We start from the raw sequence: 18,634 nt of genomic DNA on the forward strand, positions 1-18,634 counted from the left end.
ATTCGATACAGGGAAATTTGTCCTGCGGCGGATCAGGTTAATGAAAGTAAACGCTTCGTTAACCTTAATGGCGCTCTAGTGGTCCCATCTCGCTCGTCGAGTCGGACCGGTAAAGCAAATCAGGTCCGCGCAAGCGACGAGGGGCAGTGTGCGGAATACAGTTGGGGGTTCTATGAGCGTAAAGCATGTCGCGATGCTGATGGGTGGTTTTTCGTCGGAACGGCCGGTGAGCCTTTCGTCGGGGAATGCCTGCGCCGACGCGCTTGAGGCCGAGGGCTATCAGGTTACGCGTGTCGATGTCGGCCATGACATTGCCAGCGTGCTTGCCGAACTGAAGCCGGACGTCGCCTTCAATGCCCTGCATGGCCCCTTCGGTGAGGATGGCACGATCCAGGGCATCCTCGAATTTCTCGAGATCCCCTATACCCATTCCGGCGTGCTGGCTTCGGCGCTCGCCATGGACAAGGCGCAGGCGAAGATTATCGCCAAGGCTGCCGGCGTTCCGGTCGCCGAACAGCGCCTGATGAACCGATTCGATTTCACCTCGGCCCATCCGATGAAGCCGCCCTATGTGGTGAAGCCGGTACGCGAGGGCTCGTCGTTCGGCGTCGTCATGGTCAAGGAAGAGCAATCGCATCCGCCGCAGATCATCACGTCGTCTGAGTGGCGGTATGGCGACAGCGTCATGGTCGAGCGCTACATCTATGGCCGCGAACTGACCTGCGGCGTGATGGGTGATGTGGCGCTCGGTGTCACGGAAGTGGTGCCGCAAGGACACGCCTTCTACGACTATGACTCCAAATATGTGAAAGGCGGCTCGACGCACGTCATTCCGGCACAAATTTCACCAAATATTTACCAAAAAATACAAACACTCTCCCTCAAGGCGCATCAAGCGATCGGGTGCCGTGGCGTCAGCCGTTCCGACTTCCGCTACGACGATCGTTTCTCCGAGACTGGCGAGCTTGTATGGCTGGAGATCAACACCCAGCCCGGCATGACCCCTACCTCCCTGGTGCCCGAAATGGCCGTCCATGCCGGCCATTCGTTTGGTGAATTCTTGAGGTGGATGGTGGAGGACGCGTCGTGTTTGCGTTGAGCGCCAAGAAAAGCAGGCTGCGCCCCGTCGGGCTTCCGGAAACGGAAGCTGGCCGCGTGCTGCCGCGCCCGTTGCGTCGGATTGTCCGGTTCCTGGTCAGCCTTGCGGCCGGCCGCGTTCATATCGCGCGCCACTCGGGCAGCGTTGCGACTGTCCTGTTTCTCGGATCGACGGGCCTGTACGGCATGTCGCTCGGCGGCCATTCGCAGGACTTTGCGCAGGCTTCGACGACGGCGATCGGTTTTGCCATCGAGGACGTGAAGGTTTCCGGCAACCGTGAGACGTCGGAGATCGATATCCTCGAACGCCTCGGCCTCGACGGCACGACCTCGCTGGTCGCCCTCGACGTCAAGGAAGCACGCCAGAAGCTTTCGGATCTTCCCTGGGTGGAAGACGTTTCCGTCCGCAAGACCTATCCGGGCACCATCGAGATCGCGCTCAAGGAGCGTGAGGCCTTCGCCATCTGGCAGCATGGCACCGACCTGTCGCTGATCGAGAAGAACGGCAGCGTCATCGCGCCGCTGCGTGACAACAAATTCTCCAAGCTGCCACTGTTTGTCGGCCGCGATGCCGAAACTGCGGCAGCCGGTTTCGCCGACGAGTTCGACAACTGGCCGGAACTCAAGTCGCGAGTGAAGGCCTATATCCGGGTCGCCGGACGCCGCTGGGACCTGCGCCTCGACAATGGCATCGTCGTGAAGTTGCCCGAGTTGAACGTGCCGCGCGCCATGGATGTGCTGGCGACGCTTGAGGCGGAGCAGGGGCTTCTGGAGCGGGATATCGCGGCTGTCGATCTCCGGCTGGAGGATCGCACGACGGTCCGCCTGACGGAAGGCGCGCTCGAACGCCGCAATGCGGCGGTCGAGCAAAGGGCAAAGGACCTCAAGAAGGCAGCGAAGCGCACATGAGTATTTTTGGTTCGTCCCATTTCGGCCTGCCGCGCCTGAAGCCGCTTTCTTCCAAGCGGGCTCACGTCGTTTCGGTCCTCGACATCGGCTCGACCAAGGTCGTCTGCATGATCGGCCGGCTGACGCCGCGTGCCGAGAGCGAACTGCTGCCCGGCCGCACGCACAATGTCGACGTCATCGGCATCGGCCACCAGAAGTCGCGCGGCGTGAAGAACGGCGTCATCACCGATCTCGATGCCGTCGAGAGCGTGGTGCGCCTCGCCGTCGATGCCGCCGAGCGCATGGCCGGCCTCACCATTGAAAGCCTTATCGTCAACGTTTCCGCAGGCCGCCTGCAGAGCGACGTCTACACTGCGACCATCGGTCTCGGTGGCCAGGAAGTCGATGCCAACGACCTGCGCAAAGTGCTTGCCGTCGCCGGCCAGCAGTCGCTGCGTCAGGACCGCGCCATCCTCCATTCGCTGCCGACCGGTTTCTCGCTGGATGGCGAGCGCGGCATTCGCGATCCGCTTTCGATGTTCGGCGACGTGCTCGGCGTCGACATGCATGTGCTGACCGCCGAACGCGCGGCGTTGAAGAACCTCGAACTCTGCATCAACCGCGCGCATCTCTCTGTCGAGGGCATGGTCGCGACGCCCTATGCCAGCGGTCTCTCGGCGCTTGTCGACGACGAAGTCGAACTCGGCTGCGCCTGCATCGACATGGGTGGTGGTACGACGACGATTTCCGTCTTTGCGGAAGGCAAGCTGGTGCATTCCGATGCGATTTCGCTCGGCGGCCACCACGTCACCACCGACCTCGCGCGCGGTCTTTCGACCCGCATCGAGGACGCTGAACGCCTGAAGGTCGTGCACGGTTCTGCGCTGCCGAATGCCGTTGATGAACGCGATATCGTCACTGTCCCGCCGATCGGCGAAGACGACCGCGACCAGCCGACCCATGTGCCGCGCGCGCTGCTGTCGCGCATCGTGCGGTGCCGCATCGAAGAGACGCTCGAACTTATTCGCGACCGCATCCAGCGCTCCGGCTTCTCGCCGATCGTGGGCAAGCGGATCGTTCTGACGGGCGGCGGCAGCCAGTTGACCGGTCTGCCGGAAGTCGCCCGCCGTATCCTCGCCCGCAACGTCCGCATCGGCCGCCCGCTTGGTGTGTCCGGCCTGCCGACGGCGGCGAAGGGCCCGGCTTTTTCGACGGCAGTCGGCCTGATGATCTATCCGCAGGTCGCGGAATTGGAAGAACACGCTGTGCAGGGCGGCATGCTCTCGCAGTTGACAGGTGGCAACGGCCGCATAGCCCGCATGGGCCTGTGGTTGAAGGAAAGTTTCTGACGGGTTTTCCGGCGGCCAGCCGCCGGGAGAGACCGACATCTGAGTTTTGTGAATAGACCGGCTGGGCGAAGCGGCCGGAAACGAAAGGAACACGGGAATGACTATCAAGCTGCATAAGCCGGACATCACTGAGCTGAAGCCCCGCATCACCGTCTTCGGTGTCGGTGGCGGCGGCGGCAATGCTGTCAACAACATGATCACCGCTGGCCTCGAAGGCGTTGATTTCGTCGTCGCCAACACCGATGCCCAGGCGCTTTCCATGACCAAGTCGTCGCGTATCATCCAGATGGGTGTCGCGGTCACCGAAGGTCTTGGCGCTGGCTCGCAGCCGGAAGTCGGGCGTGCAGCCGCTGAAGAGTGCATCGACGAGATCATCGATCACCTGAACGGTACGCATATGTGCTTCGTCACCGCCGGCATGGGCGGCGGCACGGGTACGGGTGCCGCTCCGGTCGTCGCCCAGGCAGCTCGCAACAAGGGCATCCTGACCGTTGGCGTCGTCACCAAGCCGTTCCACTTCGAAGGCGGCCGCCGCATGCGGCTTGCCGAAGAAGGTATTCTGGAACTGCAGAAGTCGGTCGATACGCTGATCGTCATCCCGAACCAGAACCTCTTCCGCATCGCCAACGACAAGACCACCTTCGCCGACGCCTTTGCGATGGCCGACCAGGTGCTCTATTCGGGTGTTGCCTGCATCACCGACCTGATGGTCAAGGAAGGCCTCATCAACCTCGACTTCGCCGACGTTCGCTCGGTGATGCGCGAGATGGGCCGCGCCATGATGGGCACGGGCGAAGCTTCGGGCGAAGGCCGCGCAATGGCCGCCGCAGAAGCTGCAATCGCCAACCCGCTGCTCGATGAAACCTCGATGAAGGGTGCACAGGGCCTGCTGATCTCGATCACCGGTGGCCGTGACCTCACGCTCTTCGAAGTCGACGAAGCCGCAACCCGCATCCGCGAGGAAGTCGATCCGGACGCAAACATCATTCTCGGCGCAACCTTCGACGAAGAGCTTGAAGGCTTGATCCGCGTCTCCGTTGTTGCAACCGGCATCGACCGCGCGGCCTCGGAGGTGGCTGCACGTAATGCTGACTTTCGCAGCCAGAGCAAACCAATAATTCGCCCGTCCGCCGCCGTTCCGGTCCAGGCCGTGGCACCTGCTCCGCAGCCCGTCATGCAGCAGCCGATTGTTCAGCAGCCGGTCTTCGACCCGATTGCAGAAGCGATCCGCGCCTCGGAAGAAAACCTTGAGCGTGAGCTGGCCATTCCGGCAAGCCACCCGCTCCAGGCACAGCCGGTTGCGCAGGTTCAGGAAGAAGTCCGCCTGCAGAACCGCCTGTTCGCCGCTCCGGCCGAAACGCCGGTGGTCCAGCGTCAGGCTCCGGTGCAGCAGCAGCCCCAGCCGGCTCCGGTCATGCAGCAGCGCGTAGAACCTGCCGCTCCGATCATCCGTCAGGAGCCGCAGACCATGCGCATGCCGAAGATCGAGGACTTTCCTCCGGTCGTGAAGGCAGAGATCGACCACCGTTCGGCTCCGCAGCCGGTCGCACACCAGGAAGAGCGTGGTCCGATGGGCCTTCTGAAGCGCCTGACCTCGTCGCTCGGCCGTCACGAGGAAGCGCCGGCCGCCCAGGAAGCGGCACCTGCCGCCCAGCAGCAGCGCCGCCCGCTGTCGCCGGAAGCCAGCCTCTACGCACCGCGTCGTGGCCAGCTTGACGACCACGGCCGCGCCAATCCGCAGCCGCGTTCGCTCGGTGAGGACGACCAGCTGGAAATCCCGGCCTTCCTGCGTCGCCAGTCCAACTGACGCCACGCGAAACGGCCTTGTAACAGAATGCCCGGACCTTGGTTCGGGCATTTTCTATTTGCGGGTCTTTTCAATGGCTTGTAGATGGAGCGAAGCGTAACAAAGCGAAAGAAACAGTGATTTGTATGACACTGAGGGACCTACTACATTCAGTCTAGGCACAAGGGCCAGTCAGGATTCGGGTCACCGGCAACAGCCGGAGCATCAAATCACTCAGACTTTTGGGCGAACTTTGTCGGCGGACGCAGTGCGTCCGGCCAAGGGCTCCCTTGAGCTTTAGAATATGAATGTCGGCAATGAATGAGCCGACAGTAAGACGAGGCGAAAGCAGATGACGATGGGTACGCTCGGTTTCCAGACGACGATTTCCAGCCCGGTGACGATTGCCGGAACGGGCGTCCATTCCGGCGCGGCCGTATCGATCACCTTCAACCCGGCCGAAGCCGACAGCGGCATCGTCTTCCAGCGCCTGCACGATGACGGCACGGTCAGCGAATACCGCGCGGTCTCCTCGCAGGTCGGCAATACCGACCTCTGCACCGTGCTCGGCTTCTCCCCGGCAACGTCGATCGCCACGATCGAGCATGTGATGGCCGCGCTTTACGCGCTCGGCCTCGACAACGTGCTGATCGAAGTGCACGGCGCCGAAATGCCGATCATGGACGGAAGTGCTGCTCCCTTCATCGATGCCATCGACGAGGTGGGGCTTATCCCGCTTGCCGTAAAGCGTCGTTACATCCGAATCATCAAGCCGGTGCGCGTCGAAGCGGGGGCCTCCTGGGCGGAGTTCTCGCCCTATGACGGCACGCGCTTCGAAGTCGAGATCGATTTCGACTGCCCGCTGATCGGCCGGCAGTCGTGGAAGGGTGATTTGTCGCCCGCCACCTTCCGCAGCGAGCTTTCACGCGCACGCACCTTCGGCTTCATGCGGGATGTCGAGCGGCTCTGGGCTGCGGGCCTTGCGCTCGGTTCGTCGCTGGAGAACTCGGTCGTCATTTCCGATGACAACACCGTGATCAATGTCGAAGGCCTGCGTTACAGCAAGGACGAGTTCGCCCGTCACAAGACGCTCGATGCCGTGGGCGACCTGGCGCTTGCCGGCGCGCAGTTCATCGGCTGCTACCGCTCCTACCGCGGCGGCCACAAGATGAACGCCTATGCGCTGAAGGCGCTGCTGAGCGATCGCACGGCCTATGAAGTCGTCGAAGCCGCCGCACCGCGCTCGCGCGTCGGACAGCGAGAGCTGATCGCCGTCAACGCACCGGAATTCGCCCCCTGGTCTCTTTGAGGCTATTCAACATCTTTGTGCGTCATAAATGACGCGCGACGTTGTGGGGTCGTTTCTCCTGCTCCTTTCCAGGCATCTCCGCCATAAAAATGCGTTAATGCGCCGGCATGGCGTTGCGGTCTTCACATATTTGGAGATAAAACGCGGGGCGCATGTGCGGCCCGTCCGCATGGGGCGCCGTTGAACTGGGATTATCACATGGTTGTTGCAGGGTCTGTTGGTGTGAAGAAGACGGCGCGCATTGTCTATCTTACGCTTTTCGCTACGGCGTCGTCTGTCGTTCTTTCCGCGTGCCAGTCGGACCCGGACATCGATATTTCGAAACTGGCCGGCGAGAGCGAACCCGCTGATGTGCTTTACAATCAGGGTCTTGCCAACCTCAATTCCGGCAAGGTGACGGAAGCCAGCCGCAAGTTCGAGGCCGTCGATCGACAGCATCCGTTCTCGGAAGAAGCGCGCAAGGCACTCGTCATGTCGGCCTTCACGAATTATCGCCAGGGCCGCAACGAAGAGGCCATCACGGCCGGCAAGCGCTATCTCAATCTCTATCCGGGCTCCTCGGATGCTGCCTATGCGCAGTATATTATCGGCCTTGCCTACTGGAAGCAGATCCCGAGCGTGACGCAGGACCAGCGCACGTCGCAGCAGACGCTGGAAGCCATGCAGGCCGTCGTCGAAAAGTATCCCGAATCGGAATATGTCGAGGACGCGCAGACCAAGATCCGTTTTGCCCGCGACCAGCTCGCCGGCAAGGAAATGCAGGTCGGCCGCTACTATCTGGAACGCAAGGAATACATCGCCGCAGCGAGCCGCTTCCGCGTCGTCGTCGAAAAGTATCCGATGACCAACCAGATCGAGGAAGCTCTGGCACGCCTCGTCGAAACCTACTACGCCATGGGCGTGGACACCGAGGCGCAGACGGCTGCCGCGGTGCTCGGCCATAACTATCCCGACAGCCAGTGGTATGCCGACAGCTACAAGCTCCTTCAGTCGAAGGGTCTCGAGCCGCGCGAAAATTCGGGTTCCTGGATTTCGCGTGCCGGCAAGAGCCTGCTCGGCGCCTGACGCAAGAGATATGACAGGGCCATGCTGGCGCAGCTATCGATCCGCGATATCGTCCTGATCGAACGGCTTGATCTTGCTTTCGAGCCGGGTCTCTCCGTGTTGACGGGCGAGACCGGGGCTGGCAAATCCATCCTTCTCGACAGTCTTTCGCTCGCACTCGGCGGGCGCGGCGACGGGTCTCTCGTGCGCCACGGCATAGAGCGTGGCCAGGTGACGGCCGTTTTCGATGTGCCGATGAGCCATGCCGCCCGCGCGCTTTTGCGCGACAATGGCATTGATGACGACGGCGATCTGATTTTCCGCCGCCAGCAATCCGCCGACGGCCGAACCAAGGCCTTCGTCAACGACCAGCCGGTATCCGTGCAACTGATGCGGCAGGCCGGGCAGTTTCTCGTCGAAATCCACGGCCAGCATGACGACCGCGCGCTCGTCGATACCGATGCCCACCGCCTGCTACTTGATGCTTTCGGCGGCCTCGGCGAGGCGGCGGGGGACGTCGGCACGCTCTATCATCAGTGGAAAGATGCCGACCGCACGCTGCGCCGCCACCGGGACAAGGTGGAAGCCGCAGCCCGTGAGGCCGATTACCTGCGCTCCTCGGTCGAGGAACTAGAGGTGCTCTCGCCGCAGGACGGCGAGGAGGATACTCTGGCGGAAATCCGCGCCCGCATGATGAAGGCCGAGCGCATTGCCGGCGACATCAACGAGGCGAGCGAGTTCCTGAACGGCCATGCTTCGCCCGTGCCGCTGATCGCCGCGCTGGTCCGCCGCCTGGAGCGCAAGAGCCATGAGGCCCCGGGCCTTCTGGAGGAAACGGTTGAGTTGCTCGACGAGGCGCTGAACCAGCTTTCCAACGCCCAGATGGCCGTCGAGACCGCGCTGCGCAAGACGGAGTACGACCCTAAGGAGCTGGAGCGCACGGAAGAGCGTCTCTTTGCGCTTCGCGCCGCTGCCCGCAAGTATTCCGTTCCTGTAACCGGCCTGCCCGCACTTGCCGCCAAGATGATTACCGATCTCGCCGATCTCGACGCCGGCGAGGAAAGGCTGGTGCAGCTTCAGGCCCGGCTGAGCGAAGCGCGCCTCGCCTTCGAGATTGCTGCGCGCTCGCTTTCGGAAAAGCGCCACCACGCCGCCGATGCGCTTGCCGCAGCGGTGATGGCGGAACTGCCGGCGCTGAAGCTGGAGCGCGCTCGCTTCACCGTCCAGATCACCACCGATCCGAACGGCGGCGCGGAGGAGGGGATCGACACCGTCGAATTCCACGTCCAGACCAATCCCGGCACGCGGCCCGGTCCGATCATGAAGGTTGCCTCGGGCGGGGAACTGTCGCGCTTCCTGCTGGCGCTGAAGGTCGCGCTTGCCGATCGAGGCTCGGCCCCGACCCTCGTCTTCGACGAAATCGACACCGGCGTCGGCGGCGCGGTGGCCGATGCCATCGGCCAGCGGCTGAAGCGCCTGTCCTCCACCGTGCAGGTGCTCTCCGTTACCCACGCGCCGCAGGTTGCCGCGCGCGCCGCAACCCATCTCCTGATCTCCAAGGGGCCGGTCGAAGGCAGCGAGACGGTCGCCACCCGTGTCGCCCGCATGGACGATGGTGCACGCACGGAAGAGATCGCCCGCATGCTCGCCGGCGCGTCCGTGACGGACGAGGCGAGGGCGGCGGCGGCACGGCTGCTTTCCGGTGGTCTGTAAGCACCGTACGGCGCTCGCATCTTTTCTTTCGTCAGCTTTGCTCTAAAACCTGATGCGAATCCGGAGCATGTCATGGCGAACGCGAAAACCCCTGTCGAAAACCTGACCGAAGACGACGCCGCGGCAGAGCTGGCCTTTCTGGCGGCGGAGATCGCGCGCAATGACGAGCTCTATCATGGGCAGGATGCGCCGGAGATTTCAGATGCCGATTACGACGGGTTGAAGCGGCGCAACGAAGACATCGAGGCGCGGTTTCCGGCCCTCGTGCGCGACGATAGTCCCTCGCGCCGGGTAGGCTCTGCGCCGCTGCCGACTTTCGCGCCGATCACCCACTCCCGCCCGATGCTGTCGCTCGACAACACGTTCTCCGACGAGGACGTGCGGGATTTCGTCAATTCGGTCTACCGCTTCCTCGGCCGCCTGCCGGACGAATCGATCGCCTTCACCGCCGAGCCGAAGATCGACGGCCTTTCCATGTCGATCCGCTATGAAAACGGACGGCTGGTCAGCGCCGCGACGCGCGGCGACGGCACGACGGGCGAAAACGTTACGGCCAATGTCCAGACGATCAGCGAGATTCCGACCCGCCTACCGGCCGGTGCGCCGGCGGTCGTCGAGGTGCGCGGCGAAGTCTACATGGCCAAGAGCGACTTTCTGGCGCTCAACGAGAAGATGGCAGCGGAGGGCAAGCAGACCTACGTCAATCCGCGCAACACGGCCGCCGGCTCGCTGCGTCAGCTCGACGCCACGGTGACCGCCAGCCGCAAGCTGCGTTTCTTTGCCTATGCCTGGGGCGAGATGTCAGAAATGCCGGCGAACACGCAGTTCGGCATGATCGAGGTGCTGAAATCCTGGGGTTTCCCTGTCAATCCGATGACGCAGCGGCTGTCCCGCGTCGATGACATCATCGCGCATTACCGCGAGATCGGCCTTGCCCGTCCGGACCTCGACTATGATATCGACGGTGTCGTCTACAAGGTCGATGAACTGGCGCTTCAGGAGCGCCTCGGCTTCCGCTCCCGTTCGCCACGCTGGGCGACGGCGCACAAATTCCCGGCCGAACAGGCTTTCACGACGGTCGAGAAGATCGACATCCAGGTCGGCCGCACCGGCGCGCTGACACCTGTTGCGCGCCTGACGCCGGTTACGGTCGGCGGCGTGGTCGTCACCAACGCGACCCTGCACAATGCCGACTATATCGAAGGCATCGGCAACAGCGGCGAGCGCATTCGCGCGGAGGACCATGACATCCGCATCGGCGACACCATCATCGTGCAGCGCGCGGGCGATGTGATTCCGCAGGTGCTGGACGTGGTGATGGAAAAGCGGCCGGCGGAGACCGAGCGCTACCAGTTCCCGAAAACCTGCCCGGTCTGCGGCAGCCACGCCGTGCGCGAGCGCAACGAGAAGACGGGCCGGCTTGATTCCGTCACCCGCTGCACCGGCGGTTTCGTCTGCCGTGCGCAGGCCGTGGAGCATCTGAAGCACTTCGTCTCGCGCAACGCCTTCGACATCGAGGGGCTGGGCGCCAAGCAGATCGATTTCTTCTTCGAGGCGGAGGACCCGTCGCTCGCGGTGCGCACCGCGCCGGACATTTTCACGCTGGAGAAGCGGCAGGCCGATTCTCTGACCAAGCTCGAAAACATCGACGGCTTCGGCAAGGTCAGCGTGCGGAAACTCTATGATGCCATCGACGCCCGCCGCTCGATTGCGCTCAACCGCTTCATCTACGCTCTCGGCATCCGGCATGTCGGCGAAACGAACGCCAAGCTTTTGGCGCGCGCCTATGGCACTTACGCGGCCTTCGAGGAGGCGATGAAGGCTTCGGCGTCGCTGACGGGCGAAGCGTGGAATGAACTCAACAGCATCGACGGTATCGGCGAGGTCGTCGCCCGGGCGATGGTGGAGTTCTACAAGGAACCGCGCAATCTGGATGTGATGGCTCGGCTGCTTGAGGAAGTGACGCCGGAGGCCGCGGAGGCCGTTGTCGTGACCTCGAGCCCGGTCGTCGGCAAGACGGTGGTGTTCACCGGTTCGCTGGAAAAGATGACGCGCGACGAGGCGAAGGCGATGGCCGAGCGGCTGGGCGCCAAGGTGGCCGGCTCGGTTTCCAAGAAGACGGACCTCGTGGTGGCGGGGCCGGGAGCAGGCTCCAAGCTCGACAAGGCGAAGGAGTTCAATGTCGAGGTGATCGACGAGGACGGCTGGTTCGAGCTCATCAAGGGATCGTGACGGTGGAGCCGCGCACGAGGAAGCGTTCGTCGAAGGTCATCGGCACGCCCTCACCGGCATTGTAATCGACGGTCCCGCCGACATAGGCATGCATGTGCAGATGCGGTTCGGAGGAGTTGCCCGAATTGCCGACGCGGCCCAATGGTTGCCCCTGCGTGACGATCTCTCCGCCCGTAACGGCAATAGAGCCCTTCTCGAAATGCGCGAGCATGATGCGCGCCGTGCCGCAGGCGAGGATGATGTAATTGCCCGCCGGTTCCTCTGTATTCGTCTGCGAGATGCGGTTGTTTTCAACGCCGTCATGGGTGGAGATGGCGACGCCGGTGCACGGGCTCTTCACCTCCCGATCATAGACGACGTAGTCTGCGAGATTCTTCGGCATGAGGCCGCTGGCCCGGGCGCCGAACGCATTGAGCGCGACGATGTCGAGCGCGAAGCGCTGGCTCTGGTCGGCATGGTGATGGTTGATCGACGTCGTGCTGCCGCCCTGGCCGATATAGTAGGTGCCCGGGCCGAAGGGGAAGGCGAGGTTCACCGCTGTTTCCTGATAACCGTAGCCCGAGAGCGCCCGCGCAGTCAGTGCCAGAAAGAAGACCGCCATCGCCGCTGTGAAACCATGCGTGCGGAACAGCGAGGCGGACGTATCCCATTCGCGATTGCGGACGCGCAGGAAGGAGAGGCCAACGCAGGCTATGAAGGCGACCGGCAGGATGATCGCCAGCGTCGAACTCAGAAAATCCCAGCGGCCGATGACGGAGACGAAGGCGACGTAACAGGCGCCGTAAAACACCCGCATCGTCCAGCCCAGCCTGTCGGCCGGGCGTGGCAGCCAGAGCCAGACCAGGAAGAAGGCCGGCAAGAGGATCTGGGTGGTTAACAGGATGAGAACAGGCATTTCCATGGTACGAACCTTGCGGGATCAGCCATGTCCTCCTCACCGCTGGACACGGGCATTTTACCTTTGTTCAATCCGTGCCAGCGCAATTGGTTCCGCTTTCCGAGGCATCCTCCTCAGCTTCCCGTCGTTTCTAAGGATCAGTATAACCCGCAGCGTGGATATCGACGGTGCGGCCCGTCGGCGCGTTCCGGAAGAGGATGGCGCCGGTCGATTTGGATTCGGCTGCCACATAGTCGAAGACGACGTGGTTTTCCTCGACCACCTGATCGCCGTCCATCAATCGGCCGATGACGGTGACGGATGCGGCGGTGGTCGTCGCCGCGTTGTGGATGTCGAAGGCGACGCGATAGCCGGCGCCGGTCTTCTCCGTCGTCAGCACGGCGATCGTGAGGTCCGGCGGCGTTGCCTCGCGCGTAAAGGCTTCCCAGCCGATCCAGCCGAGCAGGCCGGCGACGAGGAGGGCGGAGACGATGCCCGTCAGCCATTCGATCCAGTGCGGATCGTGGCGTTCGCGATGGCGGCCCTGTTCGGATTTTGTCATGGTTGCCTCACAGGATCAGTCGCGCGGCCGCCGCGCCGAGTGCGGCGGGAAAGCCGAGCACGATGACGGACAGCATGATCTCGACGGCGGAACTGCCGCCGAGGCGCTCAAAAATCCAGAGCGTGAAAATGCTGATCGACAGCGCGATGACGTAGCCCGGCAGCGTGAAGCGCACGAAGGCGTGCCACCAGGGCGTTTCCGGCGACAGTTCATGCCCGCCGATGAAGGAAACCGCGTAGACGAAGCCGTGCATGAGAGCGATGGATAAGACGGCGACGACAAGCGCATGCCAGATCGTCATCTTGTATGCGAGCACCATCATTTCGTCGGTCGGAGCGATGTTGAGCGACAGGAAGAGCGCGCCAGCGGCCATCATCAGCAGTTCGCCATGATAGCGCGTCTCCTTCGCGTCGTCGCGATCCTGGTTGTCATGGCCGAGCTGGCTGCGGCCAAGCATGGCGCCGATACTGGCAGGCACCGATTGCAGCGCGACCTTTCCGATGAGTTCGCTCGCCGGCATGCCGCCGCGCAGGAGGCCGAGCGCTGTCAGAACCACGAGGCTGGTAACGATGCCGATTCCATAGGCGATGATCGCGTCGCGGACCGCTTCGCGCCATGTAAACGTCTCCTCGAAGCCGATACGACGGGCGAGCAGGATGAGCAAGGGGATGTTGAGGATGAGCAGAAACAGCAGGCGTTCGCGTGCCATGGAGAAGCCGAGATACCACATTTCCATGGTCAACAGCATGGGCAGCGCCAGGAAAAGCGCGCCGGCAACACCTCGGCCGAGGCCGGTCACGAAGCGGTTGAATTCGTCCTTGCCATCGGCCGGTCTGTCGCCGATGGCGCGCGTCGCATCGCGTGCCATGAAATCCCCCCGCAGAAGCGCGAGGGTAACGTGGCGCGGAGATTAAAGTTCCGCGCCACTCTGATTGTCAGAAGCGGTCCGGCTTCTTGGTCTTGGGCTTTTTCGGCCCGCCTTCCGGCTTGGCGAATTTTTCGCCCGGCTTGCCCTTGAAGGGCTTTGCGCCGGCATAGGGCTTTGCGCCGGCATAGGGCTTTGCGGGCTTCTTGGCGCTGTCGTCGCGATCCTTCCAGTGCGGCTTTGCTGCCGCTGCACCTTCCGGCTTGTCGCCGTCACGCTTCTTCTCAAAGTGGGGCTTCTTGTCGAAACCGGCCTTCTTTTCGAATTCGCCCTTGGGCTTCCAGTCGGCGCGGCGCTCCTCGCTGCGGACCGGCTTGTCGTAGCGCTGTGCCTTTTCGCCCGGCGTGCGGCTATAGGGCTGCGGCGCGAGATCGGGCTGGCCTTCCAGCCTGGTCACGCGGATGCCGCGCTCCAGCATGCTGGTCGGGCCGAGTGCGCCGAGGAAGCCATCGGCGGCATCGGCGGAGATCTCGACAAAGGTCTCCTCCGGCTGCATCTTGATCGCGCCGATCTCGTTCTTGGTGATGTTGCCGTTGCGGCAGAGCATCGGGATCAGCCAGCGCGGTTCGGCGCGCTGCTTGCGGCCGACCGAAACGGAGACCCAGACGCTGGAGCCGAAGCTGTCACGCGGGCGCTTGGTTTCCGTCGGAATGAAGTCGTTGCTGCGCTCGCGCGGTTTGCGCTGCTCAAGCGAGACTTCGATCAGGTCTTCCGGGGCCGAACGGCCCGCCTTGAAGTATCGGGCGACGGCGGCGGCGAGCTGCTTTGCATCGAAGCGCGCGACGAGGGCGTCGATGGTTTCGATCTCGTCGTCGCTGATCTTTTCCGTCAGCATCGGGTCGGCGAGCAGGCGCTCGTCGTCGCGGCGCAGGATGTCTTCGGCCGACGGCGGCTTTGCCCAGTCTGCCTTGAGGTTTGCGATCTGGAGCAGGCGTTCGGCCTTGCGGCGGGCGCTGAGCGGCACGATGAGGGCGCTGACGCCCTTGCGGCCGGCGCGGCCCGTACGGCCGGAGCGGTGCAGCAGCGTATCCGGATTGGTCGGCAGGTCCGCATGCACGACGAGTTCAAGGTTCGGCAGGTCGATACCGCGTGCGGCGACGTCGGTCGCGATGCAGACGCGGGCGCGGCCGTCGCGCATCGCCTGGAGCGCGTGGGTGCGCTCGTTCTGGCTGAGTTCGCCGGAAAGGGCGACAACCGAGAAGCCGCGATTGTTGAAGCGCGCCGTCAGGTGGTTCACGGCCGCACGGGTGGAGCAGAAGACGATGGCATTCTGCGCATCGTAGAAACGCAGCACGTTGATGATGGCGTTCTCGCGGTCGGCCGGGGCGGCGAGCAGCGCGCGGTACTCGATGTCGACATGCTGTTCGCGCTCGGCGGCCGTCGCGATGCGCATGGCGTCGCGCTGGTAGTTTTTCGCAAGCGCTGCAATTTCCTTCGGCACGGTGGCCGAGAACATCAGCGTGCGGCGGTCTTCGGGGGCTGCTTCGAGGATGAATTCGAGGTCTTCGCGGAAGCCGAGGTCGAGCATCTCGTCGGCCTCGTCGAGCACGACGGCACGAATGGCGCTGAGATCGAGATTGCCGCGCGTGATATGGTCGCGAAGGCGGCCCGGCGTGCCGACGATGATGTGGGTGCCGCGTTCGAGCGAACGGCGCTCGTTGCGCACGTCCATGCCGCCAACGCAGGAGGCGATGATGGCGCCGGTCATCTCGTAGAGCCATTCCAGCTCGCGCTTGACCTGCATGGCAAGCTCGCGGGTCGGCGCGATGACGAGGGCAAGCGGGCTTGCAGCGCGATCGAAGCGCTCCTCGCCCTCAAGCAGTGTCGGGGCAATGGCGAGGCCGAAGGCGACGGTCTTGCCGGAACCGGTCTGCGCGGACACCAGCGCATCGGTATTCCCGATCTTTGGATCGGAGACGGCGATCTGAACCGGCGTCAAAGTTGTATAGCCGCGTTTGTCCAACGCCTTTGCCATCGCCGGAGCGAGGCCTGCAAAACTCGTCATATGGGGTCTTTCGGAATTCGGGTTCCGCGGCGATCTGGCGCCGCACTCTGCGCCCGTTCGTATCGGGTGTGCTGACGCGCTCTCTACTCGGGATTGGGCGAAATGTACAGTGCGCAAAATGCAAAGCTGCCCAGCCGGTTAAGCGTTGGGCGACAAAACCGTTTGCCGATTGTCTTTTTGCGCTGCACAAGATAGAAAACGGCGCCCCTTGAGACGGTCCGCAGAGACCGCGTGGGTGGCATCGCCAGCGGGAGAGGGCGAGAGTGAGGAGGAGCCGTCGATGCAGACTTTCACCACCATCGCGGATTTGCGCGCGGCGTTGGCGCCGCACCGGCTCGACGGCCGCACGATCGGCCTTGTGCCCACCATGGGCTATCTTCATGTCGGCCATATGGAGCTTGCCCGCCGGGCGCGCGCCGACAACGACATCGTCGTCGCCACCATTTTCGTCAATCCGCTGCAGTTCGGCCAGAACGAGGACCTTGCGCGGTATCCGCGCGATCTCGCCCGCGACCAGGCGATGCTGGAAGCGGAAGGCGTGCACTATCTCTTCGCTCCCGGCGTCGAGGACATGTATCCGCGGCCCATGGAAACGGTGGTGGACGTGCCGACGCTTGGCGCCGAGCTGGAAGGTTCCGTGCGCCCCGGCCATTTTGCCGGCGTCGCGACGGTCGTCACCAAGCTTTTCAACATTGCCGGGCCGGACCGCGCCTATTTCGGCGAGAAGGATTTCCAGCAGCTCACCATCATCCGCCGCATGGTCGCAGACCTCGCCCAGCCCGTCGAGGTGATCGGCGTGCCGACGGTGCGCGAGGCGGACGGGCTCGCCTGTTCCTCGCGCAATATCTATCTCTCGGCCGAAGAGCGGGCCGCCGCTGCCATCGTGCCGCGTGCACTGGACGAGGCCGCACGGTTGATCGCGGCGGGCGAAACCGATGCGAAGGCGCTGGAGGAGGGCGTAACCGCCTTCATCCGCTCCGAGCCGCTGGCCAGGCCGGAAGTGGTCGCCATCCGCGATCCGGAAACGCTGGCCGAAATCGACACGATCGGCGAAAAGCCGGTTCTTTTGTTGCTTTTCGTGCGCTTTGGGGGCACGAAACTCCTCGACAACCGGGTCATCGACCCAAAAAACGTGAAAACTGCAAAGGTAGCGTGACATGAGCGTACACACCGCGAAACGCCGTCTGGCGCCGTCCGACATCAAGGCCCTCAAGGGTGAACGTCCCATCGTCAGCCTCACCGCCTATACGACGCCGGTTGCCAAGCTCATGGACCCGCATGTCGATTTCATGCTGGTCGGTGACAGCCTCGGCATGGTGCTCTACGGCCTCGATTCGACCGTTGGCGTGACGATCGAGATGATGATCGCGCATGGCCAGGCCGTCATGCGCGGTTCGTCCAACGCCTGCGTCGTCGTCGACCTGCCGTTCGGCTCCTACCAGACGTCGAAGGAACAGGCCTTCACCACGGCCGCCCGCGTGTTGAAGGAAACCGGCTGTTCTGCGATCAAGCTGGAAGGCGGCGCGGAAATGGCCGAGACGGTCGATTTCCTGACCCAGCGTGGCATTCCGGTTCTGGGCCATGTCGGCCTCATGCCGCAGCTCATCAACACGACCGGCGGCTATCGCTCGCTCGGCCGCAATGACAAGGAAGCCGAAAAGATCCGCCGGGATGCCGCCGCCATCGACGATGCCGGCGCCTTCGCCATCGTCATCGAAGGCACGGTCGAGCCTTTGGCACGCGAGATCACCGGCAACGTCAAGGCGCCGACCATCGGCATCGGCGCATCGCCGGCCTGTGACGGCCAGGTGCTGGTGGTGGACGACGTGCTCGGCATCTTCACGGATTTCAAGCCGCGTTTCGTCAAGCATTTCGCCAATCTGGCGCCCGTGATGAGCGAAGCCTTCGCGACCTATGCCGAAGAGGTGAAGGCACGCAGCTTCCCGGGGCCGGAGCACACGTTCCAGCTCAAGAAGGGCTGATCATCGATCAGCGTCAGGCGACGACCGGCGCTGATTGATCAACGAAACTGAACGGTCCATCAGCCATATTGGTTTGCCGGTGGACCGTTGCTGCTCTATGGCTGCGCCGTTGCAACACAGAGCAGACCCATGACCCCCGCCACCAAAGATGAAATCCGCGACGCCTTTCGGCGTGGCATTGCCGTTGCGATTGCAGCGGCGCCGTTTGCCGTGCTGTTCGGCGCGGTCGCCGTCGACAACGGGCTGAGCATCGCCGAAGCGGCGCTGATGAGCGCCACGCTCTATGCTGGCGCGAGCCAGCTCGTCGGTGTCGAACTCTTCAACCACAACGTTGCGCCATGGCTGGTGGTGCTGTCGATCTTCGCGGTCAATTTCCGGCATGTGCTCTATTCGGCGGCCATTGCCGCCCATATCCGCCACCTGACTTTCTGGCAGAAGGCGACCTCGCTGTTTCTGCTCACCGACCCGCAGTTCGCCGAAACCGAGCGCCGCGCCGATGCGGGCATCCGCGTCAGCTATGTCTGGTCCATGGTGCTCGGCCTTAGCGTCTATGTGCCGTGGCTGTGCCTGACGATCGTCGGCGGCTTCCTCGGCAACCTGATCGGCGACCCGAAGGCGATCGGCATCGACGTGCTGCTGCCGATCTATTTCATGGGTCTCGTGCTCGGCTTCCGCAGCCGGGCAAACTGGCTGCCGGTGGTGATCGCGTCGGCGGCGGGCTCTATTCTTGCCATGCACTTTGTCGGCTCGCCCTGGCATGTCAGCCTCGGCGCGCTCGCCGGTGTCGTCGTGGCTGCTCTCATGCCGCTCGACGGCAAGGAGAATGAAACACCGGTCGGCAAGACGGCAGAAGGGGAGGCGTGA

General features: G+C 63.4%; 15 protein-coding genes. 11 read left to right on the forward strand and 4 right to left on the reverse strand.

The window, feature by feature from the left end:
• Window positions 1–172 precede the first annotated feature (172 nt).
• The 8 genes from ACT6VE_RS02710 (at window position 173) to ligA (ending at window position 11,419) form a co-directional block, all read left to right on the forward strand.
• Window positions 173–1,099, forward strand: coding sequence for a D-alanine--D-alanine ligase (locus ACT6VE_RS02710; protein WP_444797077.1), 927 nt, complete (start codon window positions 173–175; stop codon window positions 1,097–1,099).
• Window positions 1,087–2,007 carry a cell division protein FtsQ/DivIB gene (locus ACT6VE_RS02715; RefSeq protein WP_444797078.1) on the forward strand — a complete coding sequence of 307 codons (921 nt, stop codon included), beginning with the start codon at window positions 1,087–1,089 and terminating at the stop codon, window positions 2,005–2,007. The genes ACT6VE_RS02710 and ACT6VE_RS02715 overlap by 13 nt, the downstream gene beginning before the upstream one ends.
• The gene (ftsA, locus tag ACT6VE_RS02720; RefSeq protein WP_444797079.1) at window positions 2,004–3,335 is read left to right on the forward strand and encodes a cell division protein FtsA; all 1,332 of its coding nucleotides are present in this window, start codon (window positions 2,004–2,006) and stop codon (window positions 3,333–3,335) included. The genes ACT6VE_RS02715 and ftsA overlap by 4 nt, the downstream gene beginning before the upstream one ends.
• A gap of 97 nt (window positions 3,336–3,432) precedes the next feature.
• Complete coding sequence (ftsZ, locus tag ACT6VE_RS02725) at window positions 3,433–5,142, forward strand: cell division protein FtsZ (RefSeq protein ID WP_444797080.1); 1,710 nt, start codon at window positions 3,433–3,435, stop codon at window positions 5,140–5,142.
• Between the two features lie 331 nt (window positions 5,143–5,473).
• Complete coding sequence (gene lpxC / locus ACT6VE_RS02730; RefSeq protein ID WP_444797081.1) at window positions 5,474–6,430, forward strand: UDP-3-O-acyl-N-acetylglucosamine deacetylase; 957 nt, start codon at window positions 5,474–5,476, stop codon at window positions 6,428–6,430.
• Between the two features lie 198 nt (window positions 6,431–6,628).
• On the forward strand, window positions 6,629–7,495 hold the full coding sequence (locus tag ACT6VE_RS02735; protein ID WP_444797082.1) for an outer membrane protein assembly factor BamD: 867 nt from the start codon (window positions 6,629–6,631) through the stop codon (window positions 7,493–7,495).
• Between the two features lie 21 nt (window positions 7,496–7,516).
• The gene (gene recN, locus ACT6VE_RS02740; RefSeq protein WP_444797083.1) at window positions 7,517–9,187 is read left to right on the forward strand and encodes a DNA repair protein RecN; all 1,671 of its coding nucleotides are present in this window, start codon (window positions 7,517–7,519) and stop codon (window positions 9,185–9,187) included.
• Between the two features lie 72 nt (window positions 9,188–9,259).
• A complete protein-coding gene (ligA, locus tag ACT6VE_RS02745; RefSeq protein WP_444797084.1) occupies window positions 9,260–11,419 on the forward strand; it encodes an NAD-dependent DNA ligase LigA in 2,160 nt (719 codons plus the stop codon).
• On the opposite strand, the gene ACT6VE_RS02750 is transcribed toward ligA, so the two are convergent.
• The 4 genes from ACT6VE_RS02750 to ACT6VE_RS02765 all read right to left on the reverse strand — a co-directional run bounded on the left by ACT6VE_RS02750 (window position 11,406) and on the right by ACT6VE_RS02765 (window position 15,788).
• Window positions 11,406–12,320 (reverse strand): M23 family metallopeptidase, encoded by a 915-nt coding sequence (locus tag ACT6VE_RS02750; RefSeq protein WP_444797085.1) that lies wholly within the window; start codon window positions 12,318–12,320, stop codon window positions 11,406–11,408. The genes ligA and ACT6VE_RS02750 overlap by 14 nt on opposite strands.
• Before the next feature lie 127 nt (window positions 12,321–12,447).
• Window positions 12,448–12,858 carry a TIGR02588 family protein gene (locus ACT6VE_RS02755; protein ID WP_444797086.1) on the reverse strand — a complete coding sequence of 137 codons (411 nt, stop codon included), beginning with the start codon at window positions 12,856–12,858 and terminating at the stop codon, window positions 12,448–12,450.
• A gap of 7 nt (window positions 12,859–12,865) precedes the next feature.
• Window positions 12,866–13,726 (reverse strand): TIGR02587 family membrane protein, encoded by an 861-nt coding sequence (locus ACT6VE_RS02760; protein ID WP_444797087.1) that lies wholly within the window; start codon window positions 13,724–13,726, stop codon window positions 12,866–12,868.
• A gap of 67 nt (window positions 13,727–13,793) precedes the next feature.
• Window positions 13,794–15,788: a DEAD/DEAH box helicase gene (locus tag ACT6VE_RS02765; RefSeq protein ID WP_444797088.1), complete on the reverse strand. Its 1,995-nt coding sequence runs from the start codon at window positions 15,786–15,788 to the stop codon at window positions 13,794–13,796.
• Window positions 15,789–16,068: 280 nt separating this feature from the next.
• Between ACT6VE_RS02765 and panC the strand changes: the two genes are divergently transcribed.
• The 3 genes from panC to ACT6VE_RS02780 all read left to right on the forward strand — a co-directional run bounded on the left by panC (window position 16,069) and on the right by ACT6VE_RS02780 (window position 18,634).
• Window positions 16,069–16,944: a pantoate--beta-alanine ligase gene (gene panC, locus ACT6VE_RS02770; RefSeq protein WP_444797089.1), complete on the forward strand. Its 876-nt coding sequence runs from the start codon at window positions 16,069–16,071 to the stop codon at window positions 16,942–16,944.
• Window position 16,945: 1 nt separating this feature from the next.
• Window positions 16,946–17,770, forward strand: a complete 825-nt coding sequence (panB, locus tag ACT6VE_RS02775; RefSeq protein WP_444797090.1) for a 3-methyl-2-oxobutanoate hydroxymethyltransferase — start codon at window positions 16,946–16,948, stop codon at window positions 17,768–17,770.
• Between the two features lie 129 nt (window positions 17,771–17,899).
• Window positions 17,900–18,634, forward strand: coding sequence for an AzlC family ABC transporter permease (locus ACT6VE_RS02780; protein ID WP_444797091.1), 735 nt, complete (start codon window positions 17,900–17,902; stop codon window positions 18,632–18,634).

The sequence above is a fragment of the Shinella sp. genome (assembly GCF_052438155.1).
In the GTDB taxonomy this organism is placed as follows: Bacteria; Pseudomonadota; Alphaproteobacteria; order Rhizobiales; family Rhizobiaceae; genus Shinella.

What these genes read in the sequence shown, in the direction of transcription:
- ACT6VE_RS02710 (WP_444797077.1), top strand. Translation starts at nt 173, where the DNA reads ATGAGCGTAAAGCATGTCGCGATGCTGATGGGTGGTTTTTCGTCGGAA.
- ftsA (WP_444797079.1), top strand. Translation starts at nt 2,004, where the DNA reads ATGAGTATTTTTGGTTCGTCCCATTTCGGCCTGCCGCGCCTGAAGCCG.
- ftsZ (WP_444797080.1), top strand. Translation starts at nt 3,433, where the DNA reads ATGACTATCAAGCTGCATAAGCCGGACATCACTGAGCTGAAGCCCCGC.
- lpxC (WP_444797081.1), top strand. Translation starts at nt 5,474, where the DNA reads ATGACGATGGGTACGCTCGGTTTCCAGACGACGATTTCCAGCCCGGTG.
- ACT6VE_RS02735 (WP_444797082.1), top strand. Translation starts at nt 6,629, where the DNA reads ATGGTTGTTGCAGGGTCTGTTGGTGTGAAGAAGACGGCGCGCATTGTC.
- recN (WP_444797083.1), top strand. Translation starts at nt 7,517, where the DNA reads ATGCTGGCGCAGCTATCGATCCGCGATATCGTCCTGATCGAACGGCTT.
- ligA (WP_444797084.1), top strand. Translation starts at nt 9,260, where the DNA reads ATGGCGAACGCGAAAACCCCTGTCGAAAACCTGACCGAAGACGACGCC.
- ACT6VE_RS02750 (WP_444797085.1), bottom strand. Translation starts at nt 12,320, where the DNA reads ATGGAAATGCCTGTTCTCATCCTGTTAACCACCCAGATCCTCTTGCCG.
- ACT6VE_RS02755 (WP_444797086.1), bottom strand. Translation starts at nt 12,858, where the DNA reads ATGACAAAATCCGAACAGGGCCGCCATCGCGAACGCCACGATCCGCAC.
- ACT6VE_RS02760 (WP_444797087.1), bottom strand. Translation starts at nt 13,726, where the DNA reads ATGGCACGCGATGCGACGCGCGCCATCGGCGACAGACCGGCCGATGGC.
- ACT6VE_RS02765 (WP_444797088.1), bottom strand. Translation starts at nt 15,788, where the DNA reads ATGACGAGTTTTGCAGGCCTCGCTCCGGCGATGGCAAAGGCGTTGGAC.
- panC (WP_444797089.1), top strand. Translation starts at nt 16,069, where the DNA reads ATGCAGACTTTCACCACCATCGCGGATTTGCGCGCGGCGTTGGCGCCG.
- panB (WP_444797090.1), top strand. Translation starts at nt 16,946, where the DNA reads ATGAGCGTACACACCGCGAAACGCCGTCTGGCGCCGTCCGACATCAAG.
- ACT6VE_RS02780 (WP_444797091.1), top strand. Translation starts at nt 17,900, where the DNA reads ATGACCCCCGCCACCAAAGATGAAATCCGCGACGCCTTTCGGCGTGGC.